Annotated in this window: 24 protein-coding genes; 22 read left to right on the forward strand and 2 right to left on the reverse strand. The window is 39.5% G+C overall.

Features of this window, described 5'->3' with window-relative positions; translation table 11 throughout:
- Positions 1 to 338: 338 nt before the first annotated feature.
- The 15 genes from PQO03_RS06920 to PQO03_RS06990 all read left to right on the forward strand — a co-directional run bounded on the left by PQO03_RS06920 (position 339) and on the right by PQO03_RS06990 (position 16086).
- Entirely contained in the window at positions 339 to 2642 is a 2304-nt protein-coding gene (locus tag PQO03_RS06920; protein ID WP_274149009.1) for a putative monovalent cation/H+ antiporter subunit A, read from the forward strand.
- Positions 2639 to 3064 (forward strand): MnhB domain-containing protein, encoded by a 426-nt coding sequence (locus PQO03_RS06925; protein WP_274149011.1) that lies wholly within the window; start codon positions 2639 to 2641, stop codon positions 3062 to 3064. Before PQO03_RS06920 ends, PQO03_RS06925 begins: the two co-directional genes overlap by 4 nt.
- Positions 3064 to 3417 carry a Na+/H+ antiporter subunit C gene (locus PQO03_RS06930; RefSeq protein ID WP_274149013.1) on the forward strand — a complete coding sequence of 118 codons (354 nt, stop codon included), beginning with the start codon at positions 3064 to 3066 and terminating at the stop codon, positions 3415 to 3417. The genes PQO03_RS06925 and PQO03_RS06930 overlap by 1 nt, the downstream gene beginning before the upstream one ends.
- Positions 3414 to 4907, forward strand: coding sequence for a proton-conducting transporter transmembrane domain-containing protein (locus tag PQO03_RS06935; RefSeq protein ID WP_274149015.1), 1494 nt, complete (start codon positions 3414 to 3416; stop codon positions 4905 to 4907). The genes PQO03_RS06930 and PQO03_RS06935 overlap by 4 nt, the downstream gene beginning before the upstream one ends.
- Positions 4907 to 5227: a Na+/H+ antiporter subunit E gene (locus PQO03_RS06940; RefSeq protein WP_274149017.1), complete on the forward strand. Its 321-nt coding sequence runs from the start codon at positions 4907 to 4909 to the stop codon at positions 5225 to 5227. The genes PQO03_RS06935 and PQO03_RS06940 overlap by 1 nt, the downstream gene beginning before the upstream one ends.
- The gene (locus PQO03_RS06945) at positions 5227 to 5508 is read left to right on the forward strand and encodes an MrpF/PhaF family protein (protein ID WP_274149020.1); all 282 of its coding nucleotides are present in this window, start codon (positions 5227 to 5229) and stop codon (positions 5506 to 5508) included. Before PQO03_RS06940 ends, PQO03_RS06945 begins: the two co-directional genes overlap by 1 nt.
- On the forward strand, positions 5505 to 5849 hold the full coding sequence (mnhG, locus tag PQO03_RS06950; protein WP_274149022.1) for a monovalent cation/H(+) antiporter subunit G: 345 nt from the start codon (positions 5505 to 5507) through the stop codon (positions 5847 to 5849). The genes PQO03_RS06945 and mnhG overlap by 4 nt, the downstream gene beginning before the upstream one ends.
- 252 nt (positions 5850 to 6101) lie before the next feature.
- Complete coding sequence (locus PQO03_RS06955; protein ID WP_274149023.1) at positions 6102 to 8237, forward strand: hypothetical protein; 2136 nt, start codon at positions 6102 to 6104, stop codon at positions 8235 to 8237.
- A complete protein-coding gene (locus tag PQO03_RS06960) occupies positions 8234 to 9172 on the forward strand; it encodes a S1C family serine protease (protein ID WP_274149025.1) in 939 nt (312 codons plus the stop codon). Before PQO03_RS06955 ends, PQO03_RS06960 begins: the two co-directional genes overlap by 4 nt.
- Positions 9169 to 11127, forward strand: a complete 1959-nt coding sequence (locus PQO03_RS06965; RefSeq protein WP_274149027.1) for a hypothetical protein — start codon at positions 9169 to 9171, stop codon at positions 11125 to 11127. The genes PQO03_RS06960 and PQO03_RS06965 overlap by 4 nt, the downstream gene beginning before the upstream one ends.
- A gap of 113 nt (positions 11128 to 11240) precedes the next feature.
- On the forward strand, positions 11241 to 12668 hold the full coding sequence (locus PQO03_RS06970; protein WP_274149029.1) for a PfkB family carbohydrate kinase: 1428 nt from the start codon (positions 11241 to 11243) through the stop codon (positions 12666 to 12668).
- A gap of 58 nt (positions 12669 to 12726) precedes the next feature.
- Entirely contained in the window at positions 12727 to 13704 is a 978-nt protein-coding gene (locus tag PQO03_RS06975) for a L,D-transpeptidase (RefSeq protein ID WP_274149031.1), read from the forward strand.
- A gap of 5 nt (positions 13705 to 13709) precedes the next feature.
- On the forward strand, positions 13710 to 14672 hold the full coding sequence (locus tag PQO03_RS06980) for an acetyl-CoA carboxylase carboxyltransferase subunit alpha (RefSeq protein WP_274149033.1): 963 nt from the start codon (positions 13710 to 13712) through the stop codon (positions 14670 to 14672).
- A 92-nt stretch (positions 14673 to 14764) separates the two neighbouring features.
- Positions 14765 to 15352: a thioredoxin family protein gene (locus PQO03_RS06985; protein WP_274149035.1), complete on the forward strand. Its 588-nt coding sequence runs from the start codon at positions 14765 to 14767 to the stop codon at positions 15350 to 15352.
- A 2-nt stretch (positions 15353 to 15354) separates the two neighbouring features.
- A complete protein-coding gene (locus PQO03_RS06990; protein WP_274149037.1) occupies positions 15355 to 16086 on the forward strand; it encodes a protein-disulfide reductase DsbD domain-containing protein in 732 nt (243 codons plus the stop codon).
- Positions 16087 to 16119: 33 nt separating this feature from the next.
- Here PQO03_RS06990 and thiD read toward each other — a convergent pair whose 3' ends face one another.
- On the reverse strand, positions 16120 to 16938 hold the full coding sequence (thiD, locus tag PQO03_RS06995; protein ID WP_274149039.1) for a bifunctional hydroxymethylpyrimidine kinase/phosphomethylpyrimidine kinase: 819 nt from the start codon (positions 16936 to 16938) through the stop codon (positions 16120 to 16122).
- Between the two features lie 192 nt (positions 16939 to 17130).
- Here thiD and PQO03_RS07000 point away from each other — a divergent pair, with 192 nt between their 5' ends.
- Genes PQO03_RS07000 through PQO03_RS07030 form a run of 7 tightly spaced genes read left to right on the forward strand, consistent with a single transcriptional unit; the run spans position 17131 to position 24924 of the window.
- On the forward strand, positions 17131 to 18186 hold the full coding sequence (locus PQO03_RS07000; RefSeq protein WP_274149042.1) for a type IV pilus twitching motility protein PilT: 1056 nt from the start codon (positions 17131 to 17133) through the stop codon (positions 18184 to 18186).
- 9 nt (positions 18187 to 18195) lie between these two features.
- Positions 18196 to 19440 carry a type II secretion system F family protein gene (locus PQO03_RS07005; protein WP_274149044.1) on the forward strand — a complete coding sequence of 415 codons (1245 nt, stop codon included), beginning with the start codon at positions 18196 to 18198 and terminating at the stop codon, positions 19438 to 19440.
- 33 nt (positions 19441 to 19473) lie between these two features.
- Positions 19474 to 22503, forward strand: coding sequence for a tetratricopeptide repeat protein (locus PQO03_RS07010; RefSeq protein WP_274149046.1), 3030 nt, complete (start codon positions 19474 to 19476; stop codon positions 22501 to 22503).
- A 16-nt stretch (positions 22504 to 22519) separates the two neighbouring features.
- Positions 22520 to 23248 carry a hypothetical protein gene (locus PQO03_RS07015; RefSeq protein WP_274149048.1) on the forward strand — a complete coding sequence of 243 codons (729 nt, stop codon included), beginning with the start codon at positions 22520 to 22522 and terminating at the stop codon, positions 23246 to 23248.
- 46 nt (positions 23249 to 23294) lie between these two features.
- Positions 23295 to 24071, forward strand: coding sequence for a MotA/TolQ/ExbB proton channel family protein (locus tag PQO03_RS07020; RefSeq protein WP_274149050.1), 777 nt, complete (start codon positions 23295 to 23297; stop codon positions 24069 to 24071).
- A gap of 12 nt (positions 24072 to 24083) precedes the next feature.
- Positions 24084 to 24500, forward strand: coding sequence for an ExbD/TolR family protein (locus PQO03_RS07025; protein WP_274149052.1), 417 nt, complete (start codon positions 24084 to 24086; stop codon positions 24498 to 24500).
- A gap of 1 nt (position 24501) precedes the next feature.
- Positions 24502 to 24924: an ExbD/TolR family protein gene (locus PQO03_RS07030; protein ID WP_274149054.1), complete on the forward strand. Its 423-nt coding sequence runs from the start codon at positions 24502 to 24504 to the stop codon at positions 24922 to 24924.
- Between the two features lie 406 nt (positions 24925 to 25330).
- On the opposite strand, the gene PQO03_RS07035 is transcribed toward PQO03_RS07030, so the two are convergent.
- Complete coding sequence (locus PQO03_RS07035; protein ID WP_274149056.1) at positions 25331 to 26821, reverse strand: hypothetical protein; 1491 nt, start codon at positions 26819 to 26821, stop codon at positions 25331 to 25333.
- Positions 26822 to 26853 lie beyond the last annotated feature (32 nt).

Here is a 26853-nt window from a genome sequence, read left to right on the forward strand (position 1 = left end):
CCTAGAGTTCAATCCTTAGAAAGCATTTTTTTACAGTATTTGAGGATTTTAATCATCACATATTATACATTAAATGGAAAATTAATTTTTGCTGTTAACATGGGCCCTCTTGTAGTGTAAAGATAATTTTTCCGTACATACGTCATTTAGTTCAATCAAGTCATTAGAAAAACTCTAAATCCAAATACTTTAATAGGGAATAAATGGCGCTGATTAGTTAAAACTTAAGTAAAGCACTTCATTGCCCTACTATTTAAGACATAAATCGCCTTGATTTAATCTTGTAAAACGGGGACTTTCGAATAGAGTCTGCAAGTGTGTCAATTATAGGGTAATTCATGTTTCTAATACTTTCTGTCGCCTTGGTTTTCTTGGCCGCTTTTGCGACTCCCGCAATCGCTCGATTCATCCCTCATAATAAGCGTTTCTTATTTGCCCTAGTTCCCATCAGTTCCTGCTGTTTAATACTGACTAAGGCCAATGATATATCCATGGGCCTGCACTACTCAGAAAACTACACTTGGATCCCTCGTTTTGGCATAGACCTCAATTTTCGTTTAGATGGCCTCAGTTTCCTAATGGCTTTGCTCATCACAGGAATTGGCGCGCTCATACTCACTTATGCTTCTGGCTACATGAAAGGGCACCAAGCTAACACACGTTTTTACACCCTCATTTTTATATTCATGGCCGCCATGCTGGGCTTAGTACTCTCTGACAACTTGATTATGATGTTTATTTTCTGGGAGTTAACAACTGTTAGTTCCTTTCTTCTAGTTGGCTTCAATCACGAAGATCCTGAAGCACGAAAAAAAGCTCTACAGGCTCTTATCGTCACTGCTGGTGGAGGCCTTGCAATGCTAGCGGGCATACTACTCCTGGGGGAGATTACCGGAACATATCGAATTTCCGAATTAATCCCACAAGCCGACTATATAAGAAACCATGAATTATATAAAAGTATTGTCATCCTCTTTTGCTTAGGGGCCTTCACCAAATCAGCACAATTCCCCTTCCATTTCTGGTTGCCCAATGCCATGGCAGCTCCTACCCCTGTAAGTGCTTACTTACATTCCGCTACAATGGTTAAAGCCGGTGTGTACCTTTTAGCGAGACTCACTCCTGTATTAGGGGGAACTGAATTCTGGCTCCTGCTATTAGTTTCTGTCGGCGGTTTCACTATGCTACTTTCAGCAAGCCTTGGTTTAATCTACCGAGACCTCAAAAAAATATTGGCTTATTCCACTCTCAGTGTACTTGGTATTATAACTCTGCTCATTGGCATGGGTACTGAATTCAGCTACAAAGCAGCCATCATGATGCTTTTTGCTCATGCACTCTACAAAGCTACCTTATTTATGGTGGCAGGCTCTATCGATCACGAAGTTGGAACGCGTGATATTAATCGACTTAGCGGACTCCGAAAAGTCATGCCATGGACTTTTGCCGCTGCCGCACTGGCTGCGCTCTCCCAAGCCGGCTTCCCCCCCTTCACGGGTTTCCTTGCTAAAGAATACTTTTATGGAAGTGCATTAGATCACCCCATGCAAATACTGCTTATCATTAGCGCATTTATCTCTAGCATGTTCCTTTTTGTGCTTGCCTTTAAAATTGGTTTCCACCCCTTTCTTGGTCCTTTGAATAAAAAACTTGAAGCTCACGAAGCACCAGTCACGATGCTCATTGGTCCGCTTTGCTTAGCTTTTTTAAGTTTACTCTTTGGTCTTTTCCCTTCCCCTATCGCGAAATACATCCTGAGTCCTGCACTTGCGAGTTTCACCAATGACTTCCACCCCGTGAAACTTAAACTCTGGCATGGAGTTAACACGGCATTGATTTTGAGTTTAATCACTTTGACTTGTGGTTTCATCCTCTATGCACTTCGTAAAAAAATCCGTAAAAATGCCACCAATGTCGACGATAAAATGAATATTCAATTTGACCAAAGCTTTGCCAAAGGATTGGATTACTTCCTCAAATTTGCCAAGTGGCAAACTCGCTTGGTACAAAGTGGCTCATTAAGAACTTATATGATCATCACCATCTCTGCTTTTGCAGGCCTACTTCTCTATATTTTACTTTATGTAGGTGGCATGCCTAAAGTCTACACCTTCACCCATGTCAAACCTATTACTGTCGCCTTTGTGGTAGCACTCATCATTGTCACTGTAGTCACTTGTACAACTCTATCTCGTCTCACAGCCCTACTCTCACTAGGCGTCATAGGCTTTGGCATCACTTTGATCTATATGTTTTATGGAGCACCTGATTTAGCCATCACCCAAATTTTAGTCGAAACCTTAACTGTTGTTATGTTTATGGTCGTAATTCACAAACTCCCAAAATTCAAAGATTTCAGCAACAGAAGAAAAAAGATTTTTGATGCTATTTTTGCCACTGGAGTTGGGACCACGATAACTTTTCTCGTCATTAAAGCTCAAAGCCTCACACTCGCCGCCCCCGTCTCACTTGAATATGCTCAGAAAAGTTATCTTGAAGCTCATGGACGAAATGTAGTTAACGTCATCCTCGTCGATTTCCGAGCTTTTGATACCTTTGGTGAAATCACTGTACTTACAATTGCCGGCCTCGGTGTCATGATCCTAATGCGAAAATCCAAAGACGAGGAAAGTCAACCATGAAAACTCCTTCTGTAATCATGACTCTTTCTGCAAAGCTTCTTTGCCCTGTCCTTATAACCATGGCCTTTGCCTTCCTTTATAGGGGACATAACGAACCTGGAGGAGGCTTTATTGGTGGCTTGCTCTTTACCGCTGCTATGATTTTAAAACTTCTTGCTCATGGAGCCACTTACGTTGAAAAGCACATGTGGTTAAAACCCCACAACTTTTTACTTGTCGGCATAAGCTCAGCCTTTGTTGCCGGAATCATGCCTTTATTTATTGGCAAAGCCTTCCTGCAAAGCTTGTGGTTCCCTACATTCGCACTTCCTATTTTAGGGGACGTGCACATCGGCACACCTCTTTTGTTTGATATTGGCGTCTTCATGGTGGTCATTGGTTTCGTCCTTACTGTACTCATTGATTTTGAGGAGGCTCAATAATGGAAACTCTCATCGCCATTCTAATCGGAATACTCTTTGCAGGCGGAGTCTATTGCCTATTACAAAGAAGCTTAGTTCGCCTCGTCATTGGCATCATGCTTATCGGCCAAGCGGCTAACTTACTTACTTTTGCGGCCTCTGGCCTCACTCGCAAGCATACCGCAATAATTAAAAGCGGAGCTCAAACCCTTGAGGCTCCTTATGCTGATCCCTTGCCCCAAGCGCTTGTCCTTACTGCCATCGTCATTGGCTTTGGTTTTACCGCTTTTTGCTTAGCACTTCTTCACCGAACTTATAAAACTTTGGGCCACGACGATCTCGATAAATTCAACACCACGGACACAGAAAAATGAGTCCATTATTACTCCCACTACTTGTCCCCTTTGTTGCTGCGGTAGCTTGTGCCTTTTTCCAAAAATCACTTAAAACTCAAAGAACCATCAGTTTCATCGCTGCTAGTTTTCATTTAATTGCCTCTTGTTCACTACTACAAACCATCCGTACAGACGGCATCCAAGTCTATTTAAATGGTGGCTGGCCGGCAAGGATTGGCATTGCTTTAGTTGGCGACCTCTTCAGCGGCATCATGCTCGTCATTACTGGACTCATTTCTCTGACCGTGCTGATTTACTCATTCAAAGAAATGGATAATAAATTACAATCACGTGCCTACTTCCCTCTCTTTAACTTTCTAATGATGGGCGTCAATGGCTCCTTCATAACTGGCGATATGTTCAACCTTTATGTTTGGTTTGAAGTAATGCTTCTATCCTCCTTTATTTTACTCGCCATGGGTAAAAAAGCAGACCAATTAGAAGGATCTATAAAATACGTAACCATCAACTTATTTTCTTCTATTCTATTTCTTTCTGGCGCGGCAATTATCTATGCAAAAACGGGTTCTTTAAACATGGCCGACATTGCTCAAATCATCGCCAATAGCCCCGATGAAAAACTACTCAATTCTACCGCCGTCCTATTGCTAAGTTCTTTTGGCATAAAATCAGCACTCTTCCCTATGTTCTTGTGGCTACCTGCTTCCTATCACACTCCCGCAGTCTCCATATCTTCCCTATTTGCTGGCCTGCTCACCAAAGTGGGCGTCTATGCAATGATACGAACTTTTACACTTATTTTCCCTCTCAACAACGGCTTACTCCAAGATCTATTTTACGTCATTGCGATCCTCACCATGGTGGTAGGTGTCTTATGTGCTGCCGCTCAATATGAAATCCGAAAAATCCTCTCTGTACATATTGTCAGTCAGATTGGCTACATGGTCCTAGGCATCTCTTTATTTACACCCCTAGGCATTGCTGGCGCAATTTTTTACCTGCTTCACAACATCATCGTCAAAACCAACCTCTTCCTATTAAGTGGTGTCATACTCCGTAAGAAAGGTAGCTGTGAGCTCAAAGAGATTGGCGGCCTCTATAAATCTTACCCTTACTTTTCGACCATTTTCGTCCTCTCCGCCTTTGCCCTTGCAGGCATCCCCCCTTTATCGGGTTTTTGGGCTAAGTTTATTGTTCTCAAAGCTGCGGCGGATTCAAAAGCTTACTTACTCTTGGGAGTAGGCTTAGCGGTAGGAGTCGTCACCCTCTTTTCCATGACTAAAATTTGGGCTGAAGCTTTCTGGAAAAAACAACCTGAAGAATTCCCCGGAGAAGGCATTGATACTGGCACTGCACCTTGGCAAATGATGCTACCGATTCTTTTCCTCACACTCTGCACCTTTGGTCTTGGTATTTTTGGTGAAAGTATTTTTCAGCTTTGTATCGAAACTTCCACCCAACTTCTTGATCCCTCGCAATACATTCATGCTGTTCTAGGAGATAGTTAATGAAAATAATAAAACTTTTTTCCTTTGCCCTATTCTATATGAAAGAAGTGGTGATAAGTAATTTCATGGTAGCTTATGATGTTTTAACTAAGAAGCACCATATGACCCCTGGTTTCGTGGCCATCCCCATTCCGGACCTAACCGACCGTCAACTTTTGGTTCTATCGAATTTATTAACGATGACACCTGGTTCCATTACTATTGATCTTTCGCTCGATAAGCAAACCCTTTATATCCACGCTATGTACATCGATAATGTAGAAGATGTACGTACTGAAATCATTGAAAAGTATGTCAACCGCGTACGGGAGGCTTTCTAATGGAAGAGCTATACATATATCCTTGGGCCATAACAACCGCCTATATGCTTCTTATCTCCGCCTTGGCTATTGCTACCTGGCGCCTGATTTATGGGCCTAGTTTATTTGATCGCGTCGTTGCTATGGATCTTATTTCAGCAGTTGTTATGTGTATTGCGAGTGTCTTTGCAATTGAAACTCGCAATTCAGTTTTTCTGGAAATTTCCGTAGCCATTGCCATTGTAACTTTCTTAGGGACGATTGCCTTTGCACGTTACTTAGAAGATGAGGAAGCAGAATGAGCCTACTACTCTCTATCATACTTATTATTGGCGCTGCTTTTACCACTATTGCTGCGATTGGTTTAATTCGTTTCCCGGACTTTTATACTCGTATGCACGCAGCTACAAAAGCAGGTGCCTTTGGAGGCATTATCATCCTACTTCTTTGTGCCTTTTATTTTGCTAGCCTAAAAGTGGCCATCATTGTTTTTGTCAATATTATATTTTTCTACTTTACCGCCCCGGTTGCCGCTCACATGATTGCGAGGTCCGCATATATCAATCGCGTCAAGCAATGGAAGGGAAGTAAAGCCGATGAACTTAAGGGTAACATCACCCTAAAACATCATCATGACGATTAAAATAATCTCTCTCTGAACACAAGATTCAACTACTTATCGTCGCTTCAATTTCAAGTATTAATCATCACTTTGTCAGTGGCTTCAAAAAACAATACTCTTACTTAGAGTAAGCCCAATTGATCAAGTCACGTAATCCGCAAAAAATATTGGACTAATTTCCTTTCAAAAAGCTACTTTCTTTAGATTTAAGCTTAAAAGATAATTAAGTCGCATATAATTTATATTCTATGAATTTTATTGGGAGAGTGTTATATGAAAAAGTTTATTTTTATCCTTGCCTTAGCTTTATGTGCTAATGCACAGGAAGACTTTAAGGGTTGGAAGGAAATGCGGGTGATAAAAAGTGAACGTGGCGACATCTACATAGATGATTTCCTGCAACAGGGCCAAGACACTCTAATGCTCATCAATCACCAGCAAGCAAGACTAGACTTCTACAATTTTGTTCCCGAAGGGCAACGCCAACAATCCAAAAGTGATGATTCACCTAATGCACTTCCGATGGCGAATGAATTCAAATTAACCGAACTCGCAATTACTCGCCCCATTGAAGCCGTGAAAAACATTACTATCGAAGGAAAATCTGGGCTCTTAGTTCAAACTCTCTATCCTGACCAGTTAACTTTTTATAAAAAAATTAAAGATGGCTGGGAAGAAGAACAAACTTGGAAATTAATTGCTGACGAGTTTCATGGTCTCCCTATAATCGTAGACAATAACACTGCTTACCTATCGGCTAAAAAAGGTATTCAAACCATTACCCTAAACTCAGAAGGACGTGTATCTCATCTCGAACCACGTGATAACGACGTCAATCGCGTCTGGTGGTGGCACCTCGATGTAGACGGCGACAAACAGAAAGATATCGTTGAATGGGTCTCGGGGAAACTTAAATATCTAAAAAAATCGAAACATGGGGAGTTTCTCCCTGCTGTTGAACTTCACGATGAAAATTTTTCTCATGCAGAAATCTCTACAGGTAAAAAGGGTGCAGATTTTTATCTCATCTCAAATCAGCAAGAAAACCTATTAGGTCACTATCTTTTAAAAGAAGATAAAGAAATCAAAGAATTTGGAAAACAAACTAGCCTCCCAACAGGGAAAGCGAGTTTGAAACTTAACACCAGTATGATTCTAAATGAAAAAAAATCACTGATCCAAGCTGATACGGCTAACTCACTCTTCAAAATTTACTCTATTGAGAACGACTCCTGGAGCGCAATCAATACTTTCCCCGGCATGCGAGATATCCAATCCATTGCCGCACCCCTCGCTCAGTCAGGGACCATTCTCATTCATGTCAAAAACGCGCCCCAATTATTTTTCTCAGAATGGAAGAATGATCGCTTAAGTTACCCACGTCCTTGGCCTCAAAAGCAGGAGACCGAAAAAGATGAAACTATCTTAAATTTAGCTCGTACTGAAGGCATCACTTGGTGGGTTACAAAGAAAGCAAAAAATTTAGAACTTAGAACTTGGAACGCTGACCAAGATAAAATTGAAGTTAGCATATTTAAAGGTATTGGAGATAAAGTAGAAGACGTCAACTGGCTTGGAGGCAAGCAAATTATTTATCGCCAAAAATACCGTCAAGAACTGATGTTTGCACAAGTTAAGCAAGGTAAAACCATAAGCCAAGAACTTAGCAAGTTCAAAAAAGCTAATATCAACGAGTTCAGTTTCATCATCAAAGAAGATAAACAGAACCAAGCACTTCGTCTTGTCGGTGGAATAGTTACCTGGCTAAACGACAAACTTGATCCTATTGATCAAATTAATCTCCCCAATAGTAGCAAAATACGATCCTACGTGCAAATCAATGATAACGAGGCTCTCGCACTCGATCAAACTGGACGAAATATTCACTCACTTAAAAAAGATAAAAGTGGTATCTATCGCAGCTACAAAGAAAATGAAGTTATTGGAAGTAACACTATTTTTAAAGATCCCATTTTTGGCTTAAGTTCACTCAATAGCCGTGCCTTAACTTTACTACATAAAGGGAGTTCTAAAAAACTCACCCTGCAATCTTCTATTGACAAACGACTCATCGATATTGAAGGCGTTAAAAAAACTCATTTCAGTGATTATCGACTCATGGATGTTACTGGTAATAATAAAAAAGATTTACTGATCATGGATTACCCCAACCGTCGACTCAGTTTATTGGAATTAAAAAATAATAAAGAAGCCACAAAGACTTTATCTTGGACTGTGTTTGATGACAAAAAATACTCCTATGGCGGAGGCCGTTCATCACGTGATGATAATTCCCAACCTCAAGAAGTCATTAGTGCTGACTTCGATCAAGATGGCAAACAGGATTTAGTTATGATGTGTCAAGATCGAATCATTTTTTATCTAGCCGAAAAGGAGCTAAGCAAATGAAATATTTATTACTAATCCTTCTCACCTCACTTAGTTTATTTGGAAAAAGTAATACGCAGGAAAAAATCACTTTAAAAAATGGTTCTGTTTTCATTTCAAAAATTTTAAAAGAATACGAATCCCACCTTATCATTGATGTAGGAAGTGACTTAATAAAAATATCTAAAAGTGATATTCAATTTAGAGTCCCTAGCTCACCCTCACCAAAAAAAACTCAAACGCAAGATAAGCAATCGGATATATATACCATCGGCCGACGTAACACGGCTCCGGTCAAAGAATTAGTTGATCGCGTTAATGAAAGTGTGGTCATGGTCAAAACTCCCCGTGGTCTTGGCAGTGGTGTTATCATATCTGATGATGGCTATCTTTTGACAAACTATCACGTCGTCGAAAAAGAAACCCAAATATCTGTCACGCTCTACAAAAAAGCCAAAAACACCTTTGAAAAAATAGAACTCAAAAAAGTAAAAATCATTGCTCTTCAGCCCTATAGGGACATCGCACTTCTAAAACTTGATCTAAGTGAAAAAGAAGGCCTATCATTCAAACCTGCGCCCTTTTCTCCTGACTTTAAAATTGACCCAGGTAATTTAATTTTCGCAATTGGTAGCCCTTTAGGTTTAGAGCGTACTGTTACACAAGGAATTGTTAGTTCTAATATGCGTAATATAGGGCAACTTCGTTTCATCCAAACAGACACGGCTATTAATCCAGGTAATAGCGGAGGCCCCTTATTTAACTCAAAAGGGGAAATCGTTGGCTTAGTCTGTGCCGGCTCCGCACAATTCCAAGGGCTAGGCTTTGGTATACCTATGTCGGATATAATTAATTTTTTAACGCACCGCTCTGCTTACCTATACGATGAATCACAACCTCAGAACGGTATCAACTATCATCAACCACCCTACATTGAAAAGAAGGAATCAAAATGAAATTTTTTAAGTCCACCGCATGCCTTGCCTTTGTCGCCAGCTCTTTAAGTTTAAGCGCATCTCCAGAAATATTCCAAGCTTTGCCCAATGACACTATTGCAGCCATGCGCATTGATTTGAGTAAAGAAAATCTTTCTGCTATTAAACAAGAAACTCAGCTGGGAAAAATTTTCAGCAACCCCAAGCGCATTGATAAAATTAAAAACATTTTCGAAGATCTCTTAAAGCAACAAGGCGAGTATGAGGATTTCAAAAAGAACTTAAACGAACTAGGCCTCAATGACGGTGACCTACATGCTTTAATCAATAGTCGCTTTGGTATATCATTCGCCATGTCCGATAAAATCCCGAATAAGAATATCGGCCTCGTCTTTTTATGGCTAAAAAATGATCCCGCTGTCATCAATCGTTTCTATCAGGGTTTCAGTAAAAATTACACTCCAGAAAACACAGAAAAACGCCTTGATCAAAACTTTGCTGACAATGACGTAATCACCATAATGGATCAAGCTAACTCAGAGTTCAGCCATATCATCAACTTAGGTGATGGACACTTAGTTTTAGCCATTGCTACCGATATGAATAAAGATATTAGCACTGACAGCTTTGGTGATTCAGATATTAACGTGGATGACTTTGAGCCACAATCACTTCATAAGTTTCACTCCCTTATAAAAAATGAGTTCAAACTTCAAACTCAATTCTTTCAAGAAAATCTTGCTAAGTCAGATCTAGATTCTACTACTGAAAATAGTAATCAAATGGATGATGAAACATTTGCAGTGCTCAAAGAAATTAGCGAAGCCTATACAAGCCAACTCATTGCTAATAAAAAGTCTTCAGGATCCGAATTTTATAGCAAGGCTCTACAAGGAAAAGGCATGAGACAGAACATGCCTGAGGGTGACTTAATCATGGAAGTCCTCGCTGACCTGAGAAATATCAAAATGGATACTAAAACAAAAGATATCTTTTCTAAGTTTGGTAAATTATCCACTATCGGAACATGGCTTTCGTATCAGAATAATTTAAGTTATTCGAATCTTTTTCTTAGCCTACCGGAAAACCAACGCGGCTACCTGGAACTCCTCAATCAACCTCACATCGATGGCAAGCCCGAAGCTTGGGTTCCTAAAGATTTACAAACGTATAGCCAAGTGGCAATGGACTTACCATTCACATGGAACAAAGTTAAAGGCATCATGGTTAAAGAAAATGTCCCTAATGCTAGTCAAATGGAGCAACAAATCAACTCTCAACTTCAGATGACATTTCAGTCTGATTTAAATTCTTTATTAAATAGCTTTGGCAAAAAAGTTGAAATACTAGAGTTTAAAACCAATAACCCCTTCCAATCTACAGTTTATAATGGTAGTGCTGCCATTGTCCTAGGTTTTAACAATGCTGAACTTATGAATAAAATTATGATGACACTAAAAGGCTTAGCTGGAATGTCAGCACCTGGCACTCTAATCGACTCACAACTTTTAGGCTTCAATGGCTTTAAAATTGATCCAACAAAAGCTAACGGCATGGCCTTCTCTGTTCACTATGGCAAAAACAAACTCGTCATTAGCTTAGGCGACAAAACAGACGAAAGAGTCATCACTCTTCTCAACACCCCGCCTGCCTACGCTGACAGCCTTGTAAACTCACCTGAATACAATGATTTCCAGAGTAAACATACTCCTGATAAAGTCTTGTTAAGCAGCTTTAATGATGCAGGAAAAACTATGAGTCAATTAGTTGCTGGCTTCAACTCTACTGAGGTACTTGAAAACTTTGTCGCTCTCAGTGGCGAGGATGATGTTATGGAAATCATTAATAAACTTAAAGAAATTTTGCCCAGTGAAACTGAAATTCTTAACTTATTAAACTTAGCTTGCTCAAGTGCTCATTTTTCACAAGACGGACTTATTTTCAAAAGTACTTCCCAGCTCCCACAAGCCAAGTAAACTCCGCTTCACTCAGATACGAAAGCCCCAAATAAATACATTTTAAGCTAAAAGTGTTTTCATTTGGGGCTCTCACATTATATTGCGCAAATTAAATTATATGTAGGTTATGAATGTACGCTGAAATTGCTCAAGTTTTGAATTCAATTGGTCAACCAAAAGTTCTCATCGTCGGAGATATCATGCTCGACGAATTTCTTAGTGGTTCAGTCAATCGCATTTCTCCCGAAGCCCCCACTCCTGTCCTAGCTTACCAAGAGAGCAACTGCCAACTTGGGGGTGCTGGTTTCACCTCAAACGTCCTTGCACAACTCAATGCTGATGTAGAAATTTGCGCCGTCACGGGCAATGATGAAACTCGCCAATCAGTTATTAAACTATTGGACTCACTTAAAGTCAAACACCGTTGTTTAGTTCAAGATGACTCTCGCCCTACAACCCGCAAACAGCGCGTCATGGCACAGGACAAGGATATCTCCTCAGGCCAACAGCAGATTTTACGTATTGACTATGAATCTAAAGAAGCCATTTCCAGTACAATTGAAAATCAAATTATTTCCTTCTTAGACGAAAAAGAAAAAGAATTTGACGCCATCATCATCTCGGATTACCAAAAAGGCGTTCTGACAGAGAACGTCTTACAACGACTACGAGTATCCGCTAAGCATTGCACGGTTATTGCTGATCCCGCAAAAGGCGCTCCTATAGAACGCTATAAAGGCATTACTGCCATGAAGCCTAACCGCCATGAATGCGAAGCTGCCGTTGGTTTTCCCATCTCTACAAAAGAAGATATTATTAGAGCAGGTAAAATCTTATTAGAGAAAGCCGACTTACAGTATGCTTTAATCAGTTTGGATACTGACGGCATCTTCTACATCAATCGTAAGCATGAATTCCTTTTTGTTCCTACTCAACCGCTACAAGTCTATGACGTAGCAGGTGCTGGAGATAGTGTAATTTCTATCATGGCCCTATTGTCGACTGTAGATATAGCTCCACGATATTTATTGGAAACGGCCAACGCTGCAGCAGGAATCATGATTTCTCAGCAGAGTCCTAAGCACATCAGTCGTGAAGACCTCGTTCATCGCATGGTTATTGATAAGGATGAATTCAATAATAAAATTAAAAATATTGATGAGCTAGAGATCATCCTTAAATCATCTAGCACGAAGAATAAAGATATCTACTTCACTAATGGCTACTACGACAATGTATCTAGGGAACGTATCCTCTACCTTGAAAAACTAAATGAATTCGATGGCATCCGTATTGTTGCTATCAATAGTGATACATCCATTAAGAATCAAGGTCACGAACCACAGTTACGTGAAAACGATCGCCTTCGCCTATTGCAATTATTCGACTGCATTGATTATATTTTGATTTTTGATGAAGCTGATTGCACACAGGCTTTGGAGCGTTTAAAACCTCATTATTTCCTCAAAGGAAAAAACTTTGAAGGCAAAACAATCACTGAATCAAAAACCCTAGAAAAAATTAATTGTCAAATAAAATTTATCGACATCTATTCTTAGCTACTTTAAACTTAGCTTGTAGAGGCTAGGTTGCAGATCAAATTAAACAAAAGAGATTATGTACTGGTATTATAAATACATATTAATGGTTGTCGCTCTCATAGGAATTGGCTTAGGGGTCTATAAGATCCTACCCAAAGACTTATTCGACTCTGCATCTACAAGCGAAAGTACACAGGCTCCAGAAGCTGCAAATACTGCTGTGCATCAAGCGAACACTGACAGCAAACGCAACTCCCCAGAAGTCATAAGTACTAGCTCGGACAAAACAAAAGCGCCCGCTACTATTAATCCTAAGAAAAAAATACCAAAAAACACCCCTTTATTTGATGAAAAATATCAACAGGGTTTAGCAATGAAAAATAAAGGCATGCTTGATTCCGCCTATAATATCCTCATCGAGTCTTTGGATCATTGCGATACCTACTCGAGTCAATGGACTCAATCTGCAGAGCTAATTAATGAGATCAACCTCTACATCTACAAAAATGCAGTTCCTTCCAAACGCAAACAAAGCCATAAAGTGAAAAATGGTCAATCTCTCTGGGATTTTGCTGCTGAAAACACCACGATTCGAGCTGTACAAGTAAGTAATAAGATACCCATTGAATCCTCGGTCATCCACATCAATCAAATACTCACTTTTTTTGGTGGTAATTGGGAAATTAAAGCTTCCAAAAATCACTTTACATTGCAGCTCCTATTAGATAGAAAGCTCTTTCGTTATTATAAAATAGGCATTGGCAAAGATAACAGAACTCCCGTGGGCGTATTCATGATTAAAGGCAAGAAACGCGAGCCCAGCTGGAAAGGTTATCCCTTTGGACATCCTGAAAATGTACTCGGCTCTCGCTGGATGCGACTCACTAAAATCTCTGACGGTTCAAACGAAGGCTATGGTATCCACGGCACTAGTGAGCCCGAATCTATTGGCACCGCTTCAAGCCTAGGATGTATTCGCATGAAAAACGAAGACGTCGAAGAACTTTTTAATTTTATCCCTGACAACAAAATCAAAGTGACAATTGAGGACTAATAACTATGGAAAACTTTGTACTAGAATTTGAAAAACCCATCATTGAACTAAAATCAAAACTCAGTGAGATTCAAGAATTTGGCGAAAGTAATAATATCGATATGAGCCGACAAGTCAATGAACTTGAAACTCAAATCAAAACTAAAAGCGAAGACATATTCAACTCATTAACACCTTGGCAGCGAGTTCAGGTTGCGCGTCATCCGCAACGCCCATACTCCTTAGATTATTTAAATATCTTCACTAGTGATTTCATCGAATTAAAAGGTGATCGTCGCCATGGTAACGACGCCGCCATCATTGGGGGATTTGCCAAACTTCGCGATGGTCGCAAAGTGATGGTCATTGCACAACAAAAAGGCCGTGACTTAAAAGAACGTAGTTTAAGAAATTTCGGTATGGCGCATCCTGAAGGATACCGTAAAGCCCTGCGATTAATGCAACTCGCTGACAAAGTAGGATGCCCAATTATCACATTTATTGATACTCCTGGAGCCTACCCTGGCATTGCTTCTGAAGAGCGTCACGTTGGCGAAGCCATTGCAGTAAACCTCTTAGAAATGTTTAAAATTCGTGTCCCCATTATCTCTATCGTCATTGGTGAAGGTGGTTCTGGTGGAGCTCTAGGAATTGGCGTTGCCAATAAAGTCCTTATTATGGAAAATGCTTATTATTCAGTTATCAGCCCAGAAGGTTGTGCTGGCATCATCTGGAAAGATGGCGCAAAAGCACCTGAGGCGGCAGCGGCAATGAAAATTTCTGCTAAAGAACTACTCGAACTCAAAGTTGTTGATGATATTGTAATGGAACCACTTGGTGGAGCACACAAAAATCATGAGCAAGCGGCTAACGCTTTATACGATATGATTAACAGCCAATTATCTGAGCTCTCAGAAATGAGTGAGCAAGAAATTCTAGATCAACGCTATAATCGCTTTAGACAAATTGGTTCTTTCCTAGAGAATTAATCAAAAAATTTGGATTTCAACCCTAAGTTAACATATTAAAAGCGATCATATTTGATCGCTTTTTTTAATTATATGATTGATAGGAAACTCCAATGAAAAAACTTTTTTATCTACTAGCCCTATGCCTTAGTCCTATTCTTTTCGCAAACTCGGCTCCAGAGTTCGAACTTAAGGACTCTGAAGGAAATAGTCATAAACTTTCAGACTACAAGGGAAAGATAGTCGTCATGGAATTCATCAATTACGACTGTCCTTTTGTCAAAAAACACTATGATGCGTCGGGCAACATCCCAAAACTTCAAAAACACTATAAAGACGAGGGTGTCATTTGGCTATCTATTTGCTCTTCTGGAAAAGGCAAACAAGGGAACTACTCTGCAGCTGAACTAAAAAAAATCCAACAAAGTAATGGTGCTTCACCTAGTGCCTACTTATTAGATGAAGATGGTATTGTTGGAAAAGCCTTTAGTGCAAAAGTCACGCCACATATTTTTATCGTAGATAAATCCGGAAAACTTGTATATCAAGGAGGCATTGACAGTAAAAAAAGTACCCAAGCTAGTGATATCGACAAAGCTGAACCCTATGTAAAAAACGCCCTCGATGAACTCATACAAGGAAAGCCCGTCAGCAAAGAAAAAACAAAACACTACGGTTGCGGCGTAAAGTACGCTAAGTAATCATGCTCAATAAACTAATCACACTCATATTTCTAATCACAAGTTTCTCTGCTTTTGCAGATAAACTTGTGGATGCAGAAATCATTTTACCACGAAGCTATGCCGCTCCAGGTCAAGTTCGCCAAATAATTATAAAAGTCAATGTAAAAAAAGGCTGGCATACATACTGGAAAAATCCGGGTGAAAGTGGCATAGCTCCTGATTTCACTTGGCATGGCGATAATTATGAAATAAAAAATATCCATTGGCCAAGCCCTAAATACTATGAGAACACTGGTATTGTCAACTATGTTTATGATGGTGAGATTCTATTCATTGCCAACCTTGTGATTAAACCTGGCACTAAGGATGGACAAATCACTATAAAAGCGGACGCTGATTTTTTAGTGTGTAAAGGAAACTGTGTTATGCAGAACCTAAAACTAACTAGTATTATAACAGTAGACTCAAAGAACCGCATTGAAACGATGCAGATCCATCCCCTCCTCTCACAAGCCATGGATCAACTCCCCAGGTACCCTTCAAAACCAGCATTAAAACAACGCGGCAAAAAATTCAGTCTCACTTTACCAAAGAAACTAAACAATAAACCTGCATTCTTTGCGTTTAGAGAAGATGGCGTGGTTAGTAAAAAATCATCTTTAAAAGAAGGTGAACTTACATTTGAAAGCAATGAAGAAACAGAGCTGAAAGGTCTTCTTATTTTCGAAGATCAATCTTTGATTATAGATTGACGCCATCCCCAGAGCTCTCTAAAGACACTCAAGTCAAAGGAGTTTCACCACTTCGACTTGAACTTCTTTATGTTCCATAGACAAAGGCGCCATAACAGCACGACCATCATCTAGAACCCTACTTGAAGATAAACAGCGGTAAAGATATTTTTTTGCTTCTATCGCGGCATCAAGCTGACTTAAGCCATTCGCTAAACCAGCACATATTGCCGCACTTAAGCGACAGCCCGTACCATGACTCGCCCTAATCTGCAATGCTTCCGTTTTTATTTCCCACAATCCTTGTGAATTAATAAATAAATCTGTCGATGGCGCTAATAAATTATGCCCGCCTTTGAGATAGGTCGGCACCGCATATTTCATGAAATATTCTTGCAGCATCTCCATCCCCGAAAGTGATCCATCACAAGCAGACAAGTATTCTAACTCAGGGTAATTAGGAGTTACAACGGAGGCCTCTGGTATCAATTGATCTTTCATAAGAGACCAAGCCGTGACTTCCAACAATTTTGTCCCTGATGTAGAAAGCATAAGAGGATCAACAACTAAATCTATATCCTTTGGCTTCATAGTAAGTAACGATTCTATATAATCGCCCCCCACTAACACCCCTGTTTTCATACAACGTGGCGAAAAATCACTAAAAACAACTTCTAGCTGATCCTTAAAAGCAGTTATTGAAACTGGATTTACTGATTGTACGCGCAAAGGACTCTGGGCAGTATTAGCACTAATGACTGATAAGGCGTGGCACTTGTAGTGATTAAAAACCTGTAAATCTGCCTGCACACCTGCCTCGCCTCCACTATCACTTCCTGCCACACTAAGGCAAGTATTGACCTTCATATCCATTCAAAGCCTCTCATTCAAATTTTATCTTATATGCTTAACATTAACTGAATCCATACAACAAACACATATTTTAACAAATTTTTATCAAATTTTATAGCTTTACGAGTCAATTTAAACTGACAACTGGTGATTTTTAACTGAATACACTTAATTTAATACTGAGTATTGAAATACAATTTGGGAATAATCACTATGATTGAAATGCACGACTTACTGCAACTTGTCATTGACGAAGGCGCAAGTGACCTCCACATAACTGTGGGTGTAGCACCAATGCTACGAATTAACGGCTCTCTAAATGCACTAGAAACTGAAGCACTTGCTGCTGAAGATACAGAGCGGCTAATGAAGTCAATTACTTCAGATAAAAATCGCGTAGGCGTCAGTGAACACGGCGGTGCCGATTTTGGTTTTGCTTTTGGTGAACAAGCCCGTTTTCGTGTCTCCGTTTTTAAGCAAAAAAACACTTACGCAATGGTTTTACGTACTATTTCCAATACCCTTCTAACTCTTGAACAAATCGGGCTACCGCCTGCCATCAAAGACTTACTCTACACCCCTCGTGGACTCATCCTCGTAACTGGCCCAACTGGCTCGGGAAAATCCACGACTCTCGCATCAATGATAAACGTGATTAATCACGAACGCGACTGCCATATCCTCACAGTAGAAGATCCTATCGAATTTTATCACCCCCACAGAACTTCAATCGTAAATCAACGCGAAATCGGCCCTGATGTCCCTTCTTTCTCCGAAGCGCTTAAAAGAGCACTTCGCCAAGACCCTGACGTTATTCTTGTAGGCGAAATGCGCGACCTTGAAACTGTATCAGCCGCGGTTACCGCTGCTGAAACGGGTCACTTAGTTTTTGGTACACTGCATACTACCGGCGCCGCTGAAACTATAGATAGAATTATTGATGTTTTCCCAACAGACCAACAAGAACAAGTCAGAGCTCAATTAGCCTCAGGACTCGTCGCCGTGATTTCACAAGCACTTTTACCTAAAGTCGGCGGTGGCCGTGTTGCTGCTTTTGAAATTCTAATCTCTACTGACTCTATCAAGTCCCTCATTCGTGACAACAAAACCTTCCAAATTGTTTCTGAAATTCAAACAGGACAAAAATACGGCATGAATACTTTAGATGCTCACCTACTTCAGCTCTACGAAGAAGAAAAAATTTCTTACGCCGACATGATTGTAAAATGTCAAGACGTCAAAGCTATCAACAGCAATCTCAACCTTTAAGGATCTCTCATGGCTAAATTTAAATATGTAGCAATGGATGCTACTGGCAAAGAGCATAAAGGTATCATTCAAGCGGACAGTGAGGCAGATGCGGGAGCTCAGCTTAAGCAACAGAGTATGATCCCCACCTCAATCACTCAAGAATCTGCTGCTAAGAAGAAGAAAAAGAAAGGTGCAGGTGGTGGCATGGGAGCCATCACGATCGGCACGCCAAAACTAACGTCAAAAGCACTCACAGTTTTCACTAGACAACTGGCCACCCTACTCGGAGCGGGCCTGCCCATGGTAAGAGCCATCAGAACTCTTGCTAAACAGGCTAAAAAAGATGTCGTCCTTAGACAGATACTCACTCAAATTGCCGACTCTATTGAAGGTGGTAACGGCTTCTCCGATGCCTTAGCTGCCCAACCAAAATCTTTCAATAAACTCTATGTCAATATGATTAGAGCAGGTGAAGCTTCCGGCGCAATGGAAGCGGTACTCAATCGTCTTGCTGAATTCATGGAGAAATCAGAAAAATTAAAAAGAAAAGTAAAGGCCGCACTCATGTATCCTTGCTCAGTTCTTTTTATTGCTCTTGTTATCACATGGGGTCTAATGACTTTTATTGTACCTAAATTTAAAGAGATTTTTGATGATCTCCTGGCTGGAGAGCCACTTCCGGGCATTACTGAATTCGTAGTCCAACTCTCCACCTTCATCAATACGATGTGGTATATCCCTCTTGGAGGAATCATCCTCTTTGTTGTTGTCTTTAAAGCTATAAGGAACACAAAAGGTGGCGCATATGCCATCGACATGATCTTGCTTAAAATGCCTCCATTAGGCGGAATGGTAACTAAAGTGAATACTGCTCAGTTTTGTCGAGTTCTCTCCACCCTATTAGGCTCCGGAGTTGCCATCCTCAACGCTCTAGAAATCGTAAGGAACACCACTCAAAATAAAGTTGTTGTAAGAGCCGTACAAACTGTCCACGACTCAGTTAAAGAAGGTGAAAGTGTAAGTAAACCCCTTAGTCAATCTGGCATTTTCCCTTTAATGATGGTCTCCATGGTTGAAGTAGGAGAAGAAACTGGTGCGATGCCAGAAATGATGCTCCGAGTTGCCGATATTTACGAAGAAGAGGTTGATGTTGCCGTTGACGGACTCACCTCCTTAATTGAACCGATAATGATTGTATTCCTTGCTGTTGTGGTGGGTGGTATTGTTATTGCGATGTTCATGCCCATGATCAAACTTATGCAGACAATGTAATAGAAACTTAATAAAAAAGACCTATTTATATACATGAAAAAACTTATATACACAGGACTGTCTACAACGGCAGTTTTCAGCCCTAATCTTTTCGCAGAAACTCAGACTGAGCTAGATGCGGACATGAAGCTCATTAAAGCTTATATTGAGAACTCTGATAAATTTGATTTCACCAAAGAATTAAATTTTCAAATTAAATTAGCGAAATCAACATATAAGAAGCAAAAAGATGCTCTTACTAAAATTGACATAATGCTTGCTTTCTCAAAGAAACGCAACACTTCTGCAAGAAAAGCTCTTACCGATTTCGGCATGACAGACCCGAAATCGGAAGACATTCTTTACTTTTTTATGGAAAAGGCTCAAGATGCAAAAGACAAAAAAAGCTTGGCTATTGCAGGAAAACTATTCTTCGAATCAAGCTTTAAAGAGAAGTTAAACAAAGAGCACCCCTACTACGATATACTTTCGGAAGCCGCCTACTCATACAATTTTGAACTTACCAAGAACGACAAAAACAAATCGAAAAGTTTTGAAGCTTGGTGGAAAGCTAAAGGCCTACCTCCCATTGCTCCTCCTGGTCAATCTCCGTCAGAAACTCTTTTTACTCAAACTTATGTTATCCTTGACAATGCTTTAGACATCTTCACAAAAAGAAAAACTGGTGAAATCAACAGAGCTGAAATCACAACTCAAATCAAACTCATTAAGGATCTCGAATTTCAACAATCAAACGACGAAATTGATCCATGGTTTCTGCTTTGTGTAAGTGAAGCCGCACGAGGCATGGCCCTACTCGGCGACGACCAAGAAGCTCTTACTTGGCTTGGGCATTATTACACTAAGTTCAGTGACGTTGACAAAGCGGTTAAAGCAAATGCAAAGAAAGTAAATAAACCTGAATTAGTTAATACTTCCATCATGTCTAATTTTCTTTATGCGAAAGCTTGTATTTACTGGGCAAAAGCACAAAGAGCGGCAAGCTCTGGCAATAACTCTCAAGCCCAAACAAACTTAGTTGATAAAGGCACGAAAAACGCTGCTGTTAATATGTATTTACTAGTGATGCGCTATCCGCAATCTCGCGGTGCGATCAAAACTATTTTTGAATACGATGATGTTTGGAAACTCTATGCTAAAGTAGGTGGAACGAAAGCAAAAAAAGACTTGCCTACTGATAAAAAGCTCATTTTCATGGCTCACTATTCTAAGAAAAACTATGAAAAAGCTCTAGGCATTGCTGATGACTACATAAAATCACAAAAAGACATGAATAACAAAGGAGAAGTTCTTTGGTTAGGTTTTTATGCCGCAACACAAATTGACAATTTTAAAAAAGCAGAAGAGTACTACAAAATCCTGCAAGATGAATTCTCTAGTAACTCAGCGCTAAGAGCTGCATATTTAGACAAGGCCACTGCTTGGAGAAAAAGCTTCTACAAAGATCGTGCCAATGAAATTAAAAATGATGCAAGTAAAAAAGCTGCTTACGCAATCCTCTCTAGCATTAAGTTATCTGACCCCAACAATCCTACCGATGCTTTATATGCAATTGTAGATGACGTCAAATACGCTTTCAGCACCTATAACAAAGATCGCAAAGCTGGAAAAATCAAAGCCAAAGAAGTTTTAATACTTATTGATGCATACATCAAAAAATTCCCGAATGTAAGTCAAGTAACCATGGCCTATTCTTTAAGAGGAAAAATAGCTGAGATTTCTCAAGATTACGATGTTGCTCTCGCTTCATACAAGGAATTCCTCAAGCGGGAAAGTGGTATTGACACTAAAGGTAAATACAAAAAAGCTGAAGCCTACTACCACATGGCTTACAACTTGCTTAAACTTAACAAAATCGAGGGTGCTGACGGAATGCTAGCTGCCGTTGAGACTTATAAAACTTTTGTCGCTAAAAACGACCTGAGTGATGCAAGTGACAAACAAATTAAAACATTACAAGATTTTAATGCCGGCTTAGATATCTGGAAAATTGATATTGATTACAAAAAATTAAGTGAACTCAAATCTGCATTTAACGAGTCAAGTAAAAAACTCGCAGCATCTCCTGATGACGCGACACTCATGCAAGCTCACAAACAGCAACTAGAAAAACTCCAGAAAATGTCGACTAAAGTAGCAGAAAGCTATATCAATTGGACAAAGAAAAATAGTAAGAGCAGCCAAATACCTTCAACTCTCGCAAAAGTTGGTGGAATTTATCAAGATGCAAAAATGGATAGAGAATCGCAAAAAATCTTTACTGAAATTGCTGAAAAGTATCCTGACAGTCCTGTACTTTCACAGATTCAAATGCGACTTGTCATCTCTTATATCAATAATAAACAAATTGGTGCCGCCGCAAAAGAAGCCGCAAAACTTGACTTCACAAAAATGCCTGTCAGTACACTCCAGTACATTGTTTCAAAATTTCTTTATCCTTCTAAGCCTGATACAAGAAAACTATCAGAGAATGATTTTGAAAAGGCTACGCAAATAGTTATTAAGGCCTCTAATCAAATTATCAAAAATACTGATAAAGAGGAAACTAAACATCGTTACGCTTTTTATGCTGGTAGAGCTCATTTCCTTATTGATGAAAAACTGGAAGCTGGAAAGCTCTTCGACATCATTAAAAATGAAGCTCCTAATTCACCTTACAGTCTTGAGATCTCATTCTTAGATGTAGAAATCATGATTGAAAAAGGTAAATATACAGAAGCAGATAAAATCATTGCTAACCTTGAAAACCTCGTTAAGTCTTATGGTACTCAACTACAGCATGCTAAAGTAAGAACTTTAAGTGGTAAGGTTGGTTATGGCGCAAAGCAGCAAAACTTTGTTCTCAAGGGAAAAACACAATGCTTTCTCGTTTATATCAGCCAATTTCCGCCTGATGTGGAAGAGGTAGAATCTAAAGAAATCATGGAACATGCTACATTTTATTTGATAATGTGTAAAGTTTTACTCGGTGAAGACATTAAAAAACTAAGAACTGAGTTCTTACAAAAATATCCCTCTTCTTCTTTCCGTACTCAAGTTTTAACTCCGCCACCAGCACTTTAATAAGGATAATTTTACAATGAAAATAACACTTTACACAATCTTATTCTTTACTGGCCTTAGCTCTTTTGCCCAAGTCACTATTGGCCTCAAAAATGGCACAACTGTTGAAGGCCAAGAAATCGGTGAAAAAACAGGAAAAATCACCTTAACCATCGCCGGTGGCGCTAAGCGCACTATTGAGAAGAAAGATATTAAATATATTGATTCTCCCCAACCAAAATATATTTCATCATTAATTAAGTATACTAATGCAGGAAAATACGATGCGGTTTTAAAAACTGAGCAAAACCTCAAAGAAGTAAGCCTATTCGGCTGGGGTCAAATTGGTCATCTCTACTATAGCCGCGCTCTGCTTGCTAAAGGAAAGGTTGAAGAGGCTCGTAAAATGCTCAAACGTGCTCGTTTTGCTGCAATACATACTAGTAATAGAGTCCTTGATGATACAATCATCATGGCAGCGCTTATTGATATTGAAGTCCACGACAAAAAACTAGCTGATGCAGAAACATACATCCAGAAAATCTCTGAAAAATCATTCGATTCTTCGGGTCAAAAATATTACTACATGGCCAAGGGAAATTACTATCGAGCCAAGGGAGATGCCAATCAAGCTCTTGCTTGCTACTTTAAGGTAATTCTACTCGAATCGCCAAAAGACTTTGAAAGACGGCGTGCATTAGAAAAAGTTAAGGAGATTTATACAGAATTTAATGATCCTCGCCTAGAAGAACTCAACAAACTTTAATATACTAAACGATGAATTTTATAAAGAACGTAACAGGAGCCAATAAATGTTAAACAACAAACTGAAATACACACTCGCATCACTAACTCTTTCGATGAGTACTTTTGCGCAGGATGCCGCAGAAGCAGTCGCCGAAGTTGCACCACAAAACACAACATCAGGTTTTAAAGATATCATTTTTGGCGGCGGCGCCGTGGGTATATTTATCTGGGTTTTAATTCTACTTTGCTCACTCGGCATGCTCGCTTTCATTATTGACTCAGTACTGATCCTTAACCGCGAAAAAATCCTCCCCGCACACCTCCAAGATGCCGTCGAAGATTCTCTCAATGATGGCGATCTTGAATCTGCTATTGCAGCTTGTGAAGAAACCCCTAGCCCTCTTTCTAATATCCTTCTAGCGGCTTTCGCTAATATCGCTGAAGGTTACGATGTGATTCAAGATTCAGTATCTTCGGCTGCTGACTTGGAAAATGAAAAAATCCTTCAACGTATTAACTACCTTAACGTATTTGGCCAAATGGGTCCAATGTTAGGTCTACTAGGTACTGTATCTGGTATGGTAGGCGCTTTTGCTGGTCTCGCAAATATGACTGGTGCTGCTAAAGCATCTTTCCTTGCACAGCAAATTTCAATTGCCCTATGGACAACAGTTGCAGGCCTATTAATTTCAATACCTGCACTCCTTGGTTATACACTTGCGAGAAATGCCGCAATCAAAATCACTATTGAAACACAATCCACAGTACTTGACCTCATCAAGAAGCTTAAAGACGCTGAAGTTGATGAAGAAGAATACGAAGACGAAGAAGAATACGAATAACAAGGATTTATAATGGCTGATAGCAAAGATCAAAAAGCGGAAGGCGCACCGATATCCTCCCTGATTGATGTGGTATTTCTACTTATTATGTTCTTCGTAGCTACCGCACAAATGGACCAGGAAGGTTTCGACCAAAATGTTCAACTTGCAATTGCCTTTGATATGGAAAAAATTACACAAAGAGCACAATCTCAATTTCCTATCAGCATCCTTAAGGATGGCGTAATATCCACGGGTCCTGGGACCACTGGTGATATTGCAGGTCTTAAAAGAGAACTAAGCAAACATGTCGGTACCTACGGAAACGAAGTTACCGTTATTATTCGTCCGGATAAAAACGTAAAACTCTCTCTCATTGACGAAGTAATGAGCACTGTTGGAGAATGTGGTGTAGCGAAAATTAATATTTCCGCAAAACTGGAGCAATAAAATGGGAAAAAAACGTAAAAAAAAGCGCACTGAAACAGAAGCGGAAGTACCTCTTTCTGCAATGATTGATGTTACTTTCCTGCTCCTCACATACTTTATTATGACTCAAACTGAGGTTATTGAAGAAGCTTACATTGCCATGAATATGGTTGCTCCTAACCCTGGGCCACCTCCTGAGGTAAAGCCTACAATTTTTGACATTAAAGTTTTTAGTGAAAACTACTATTGTCAGGGTCGAGCATTCAAAGAAATCGATAGTTTAGCCGTTTATCTAGCTGATTTTGCTAGAGAAACACAAGGCTCTGAAATAACTATTGATTTAAAACTCCAAGGAAAAGCTAAAACTCAACGCTTAGTTGATTTATTAGATGTCCTTGCTAAAGAAGGTCTAGAGAAAAAAATTAATATTGCTTTTCTGCATTAATTAATTTTTCACTCAAACTTTATAAAAACGATAGAACTATTAGTTCTATCGTTTTTTGTTGTCTACACATGCTTCATGGCTAATAATAATTACTTGATCATGTTCATTAAATCAGTTTTAGTTATTCAAACAATCCCTATCTAGTTTAACTAGACCCTATTCCAAGCCTTAGAGCTATACTACAAAAACAGCCTTTCTATACAGGGTTATTGCACAGAGAAATACACCATTCCATTTCTGAATAGTAGCTACTAGATTTTTTTTTTGGGGGGGGGGGGAGATTAAAAGGTGACTGCCTGAAATGGAGGGGAGGTATGGAGGAAAGGAGGATCAGACAGCCACCGTAGCTAACATATTGATTTAAACTAAAATTTCAATAACTTATCATAATAAAAAGGACATTTTATTATCGCCTATATGTCAGCTTACTTTTCTGTGCAAAATATTCTAAACCCAAAGCACTTTCATGGCCAGCTAAACCAAAAAGCAAGGGGCTGAAATCAATCCCTTGAATTGCCCTGGCTCGCCATTCTGTTTTTCTATACGAAGCTCTCCAAGGAATCCTAAGCCCGTTAAGCTCATAGATTAGATCTTTGTTATTCAATAATATATCAAAATCAAGTTCTGCCTGTGTAGCGAAGGGAATAAAGCCCCCTACACTAGGCATACAAAGAACCATATCTGAATTTCTTTCTGTTGAGTCGACCCCATACCCCCTAATTGAAGCTCCTGCACTACTGCCCCATAACCCTTTCTTACTTAATTGATCATACCACCACATTCGGTCGACCTTCATCGCCTGTAAACTCTCTTTAATAAACACGGGATCTTTAACTCTATAAGGACTCAAATACAAAGGAAACTGAAAAGTAAATAAAGGCAAAAAATGCCCCGGACTATCAGTAATCACACCATGATCTTTATAAAACTTTTTACGCCAAGCTTGATTCATATCAGTTTCTTTTTCATTCAATGAAAAAGAAACGTAATCTGCTAATAACAAATATTCATTAAACAATCGAGTTTTTGCTCCACCCACTCCATGCTCATCTTGCGTAAGGTAATAATGATGATCATCAAATCGACATAACTCCCAATTCACAGAATCCCATAGCTCCTGAGTCAAAGACTGAATTTTTTTATTATCGGGGAATTGATTGCGGCAAAAGGTCGCTCCTGCTACTAACAAGGCTGTATCAATTGTACTAAATTCTGACTTCCCCCAGCGCCCTCCATCCCTTGCATCAATAAAATGATAAAAAAGACCAGACTTATTCCTCTTTAAATGTATCCCCGAGGTCTTAGCTAGGCACGTTTCTAAAGTTTCAATTATCTTAGGCTCTACTTCATTATCAAATGACAATTCAGCTGATATGGCTAATGCCACCAACCCTATCCCTGTACTAGCTGTGGAAACCCGGTAATCTTCTTTTTGTGGGATAGTTATCAAATCTAAGTATAGGCCTTTTTCTGCCCTTAATAAGCCATAAAAAGCACAAGCATCTTTAAGGTATGACTGATACTTACTATCTTGATATTTGGGAGGGCGGACATGCTTCATTTTCTCATTGGTGACAATTTCTAGTTCTTTTACTTCGCCATTATCCTTGCTCATATTATTAAAGCTCATGACAAGAGCTATACAGATAGCCACACAAACACTCAAAAATATAAATACAGGGAACTGTTTATTTTTTAGCGCTCGACTCTTGTGAGTTTTCCGAGGACTGTTAAAAGACTCTTTAACTCCTCCTTCAGTACAAGTCAGCTTATCGGGTACTGCATAAAGAACCGCATTGAACTTCTTATCACAATTCCCACATTGAATGCGCATTCCACTAATATCTCTTTGGTGCTCGAGAAGGCTTCCACAAAACTCACATTTAAATCTATACATATATCTCAAAGCTCATTGTCTATTAATCCCAA

It is taken from the genome of Lentisphaera profundi, from assembly GCF_028728065.1.
Taxonomy (GTDB): domain Bacteria; phylum Verrucomicrobiota; class Lentisphaeria; order Lentisphaerales; family Lentisphaeraceae; genus Lentisphaera; species Lentisphaera profundi.

Excerpts from the sequence above, each read along its gene's own strand:
- PQO03_RS07010 (WP_274149046.1), top strand. The coding sequence starts at position 19,474 with ATGAAAAAACTTATATACACAGGACTGTCTACAACGGCAGTTTTCAGC.
- PQO03_RS06920 (WP_274149009.1), top strand. The coding sequence starts at position 339 with ATGTTTCTAATACTTTCTGTCGCCTTGGTTTTCTTGGCCGCTTTTGCG.
- PQO03_RS06970 (WP_274149029.1), top strand. The coding sequence starts at position 11,241 with ATGTACGCTGAAATTGCTCAAGTTTTGAATTCAATTGGTCAACCAAAA.
- PQO03_RS06940 (WP_274149017.1), top strand. The coding sequence starts at position 4,907 with ATGAAAATAATAAAACTTTTTTCCTTTGCCCTATTCTATATGAAAGAA.
- mnhG (WP_274149022.1), top strand. The coding sequence starts at position 5,505 with ATGAGCCTACTACTCTCTATCATACTTATTATTGGCGCTGCTTTTACC.
- PQO03_RS07035 (WP_274149056.1), bottom strand. The coding sequence starts at position 26,821 with ATGTATAGATTTAAATGTGAGTTTTGTGGAAGCCTTCTCGAGCACCAA.
- PQO03_RS07000 (WP_274149042.1), top strand. The coding sequence starts at position 17,131 with ATGATTGAAATGCACGACTTACTGCAACTTGTCATTGACGAAGGCGCA.
- PQO03_RS07020 (WP_274149050.1), top strand. The coding sequence starts at position 23,295 with ATGTTAAACAACAAACTGAAATACACACTCGCATCACTAACTCTTTCG.
- PQO03_RS06945 (WP_274149020.1), top strand. The coding sequence starts at position 5,227 with ATGGAAGAGCTATACATATATCCTTGGGCCATAACAACCGCCTATATG.
- PQO03_RS07025 (WP_274149052.1), top strand. The coding sequence starts at position 24,084 with ATGGCTGATAGCAAAGATCAAAAAGCGGAAGGCGCACCGATATCCTCC.
- PQO03_RS06985 (WP_274149035.1), top strand. The coding sequence starts at position 14,765 with ATGAAAAAACTTTTTTATCTACTAGCCCTATGCCTTAGTCCTATTCTT.
- PQO03_RS06990 (WP_274149037.1), top strand. The coding sequence starts at position 15,355 with ATGCTCAATAAACTAATCACACTCATATTTCTAATCACAAGTTTCTCT.
- PQO03_RS07005 (WP_274149044.1), top strand. The coding sequence starts at position 18,196 with ATGGCTAAATTTAAATATGTAGCAATGGATGCTACTGGCAAAGAGCAT.
- PQO03_RS07015 (WP_274149048.1), top strand. The coding sequence starts at position 22,520 with ATGAAAATAACACTTTACACAATCTTATTCTTTACTGGCCTTAGCTCT.
- PQO03_RS06980 (WP_274149033.1), top strand. The coding sequence starts at position 13,710 with ATGGAAAACTTTGTACTAGAATTTGAAAAACCCATCATTGAACTAAAA.
- PQO03_RS06965 (WP_274149027.1), top strand. The coding sequence starts at position 9,169 with ATGAAATTTTTTAAGTCCACCGCATGCCTTGCCTTTGTCGCCAGCTCT.
- PQO03_RS06960 (WP_274149025.1), top strand. The coding sequence starts at position 8,234 with ATGAAATATTTATTACTAATCCTTCTCACCTCACTTAGTTTATTTGGA.
- PQO03_RS06925 (WP_274149011.1), top strand. The coding sequence starts at position 2,639 with ATGAAAACTCCTTCTGTAATCATGACTCTTTCTGCAAAGCTTCTTTGC.
- PQO03_RS06975 (WP_274149031.1), top strand. The coding sequence starts at position 12,727 with ATGTACTGGTATTATAAATACATATTAATGGTTGTCGCTCTCATAGGA.
- thiD (WP_274149039.1), bottom strand. The coding sequence starts at position 16,938 with ATGGATATGAAGGTCAATACTTGCCTTAGTGTGGCAGGAAGTGATAGT.
- PQO03_RS06930 (WP_274149013.1), top strand. The coding sequence starts at position 3,064 with ATGGAAACTCTCATCGCCATTCTAATCGGAATACTCTTTGCAGGCGGA.
- PQO03_RS06955 (WP_274149023.1), top strand. The coding sequence starts at position 6,102 with ATGAAAAAGTTTATTTTTATCCTTGCCTTAGCTTTATGTGCTAATGCA.
- PQO03_RS07030 (WP_274149054.1), top strand. The coding sequence starts at position 24,502 with ATGGGAAAAAAACGTAAAAAAAAGCGCACTGAAACAGAAGCGGAAGTA.
- PQO03_RS06935 (WP_274149015.1), top strand. The coding sequence starts at position 3,414 with ATGAGTCCATTATTACTCCCACTACTTGTCCCCTTTGTTGCTGCGGTA.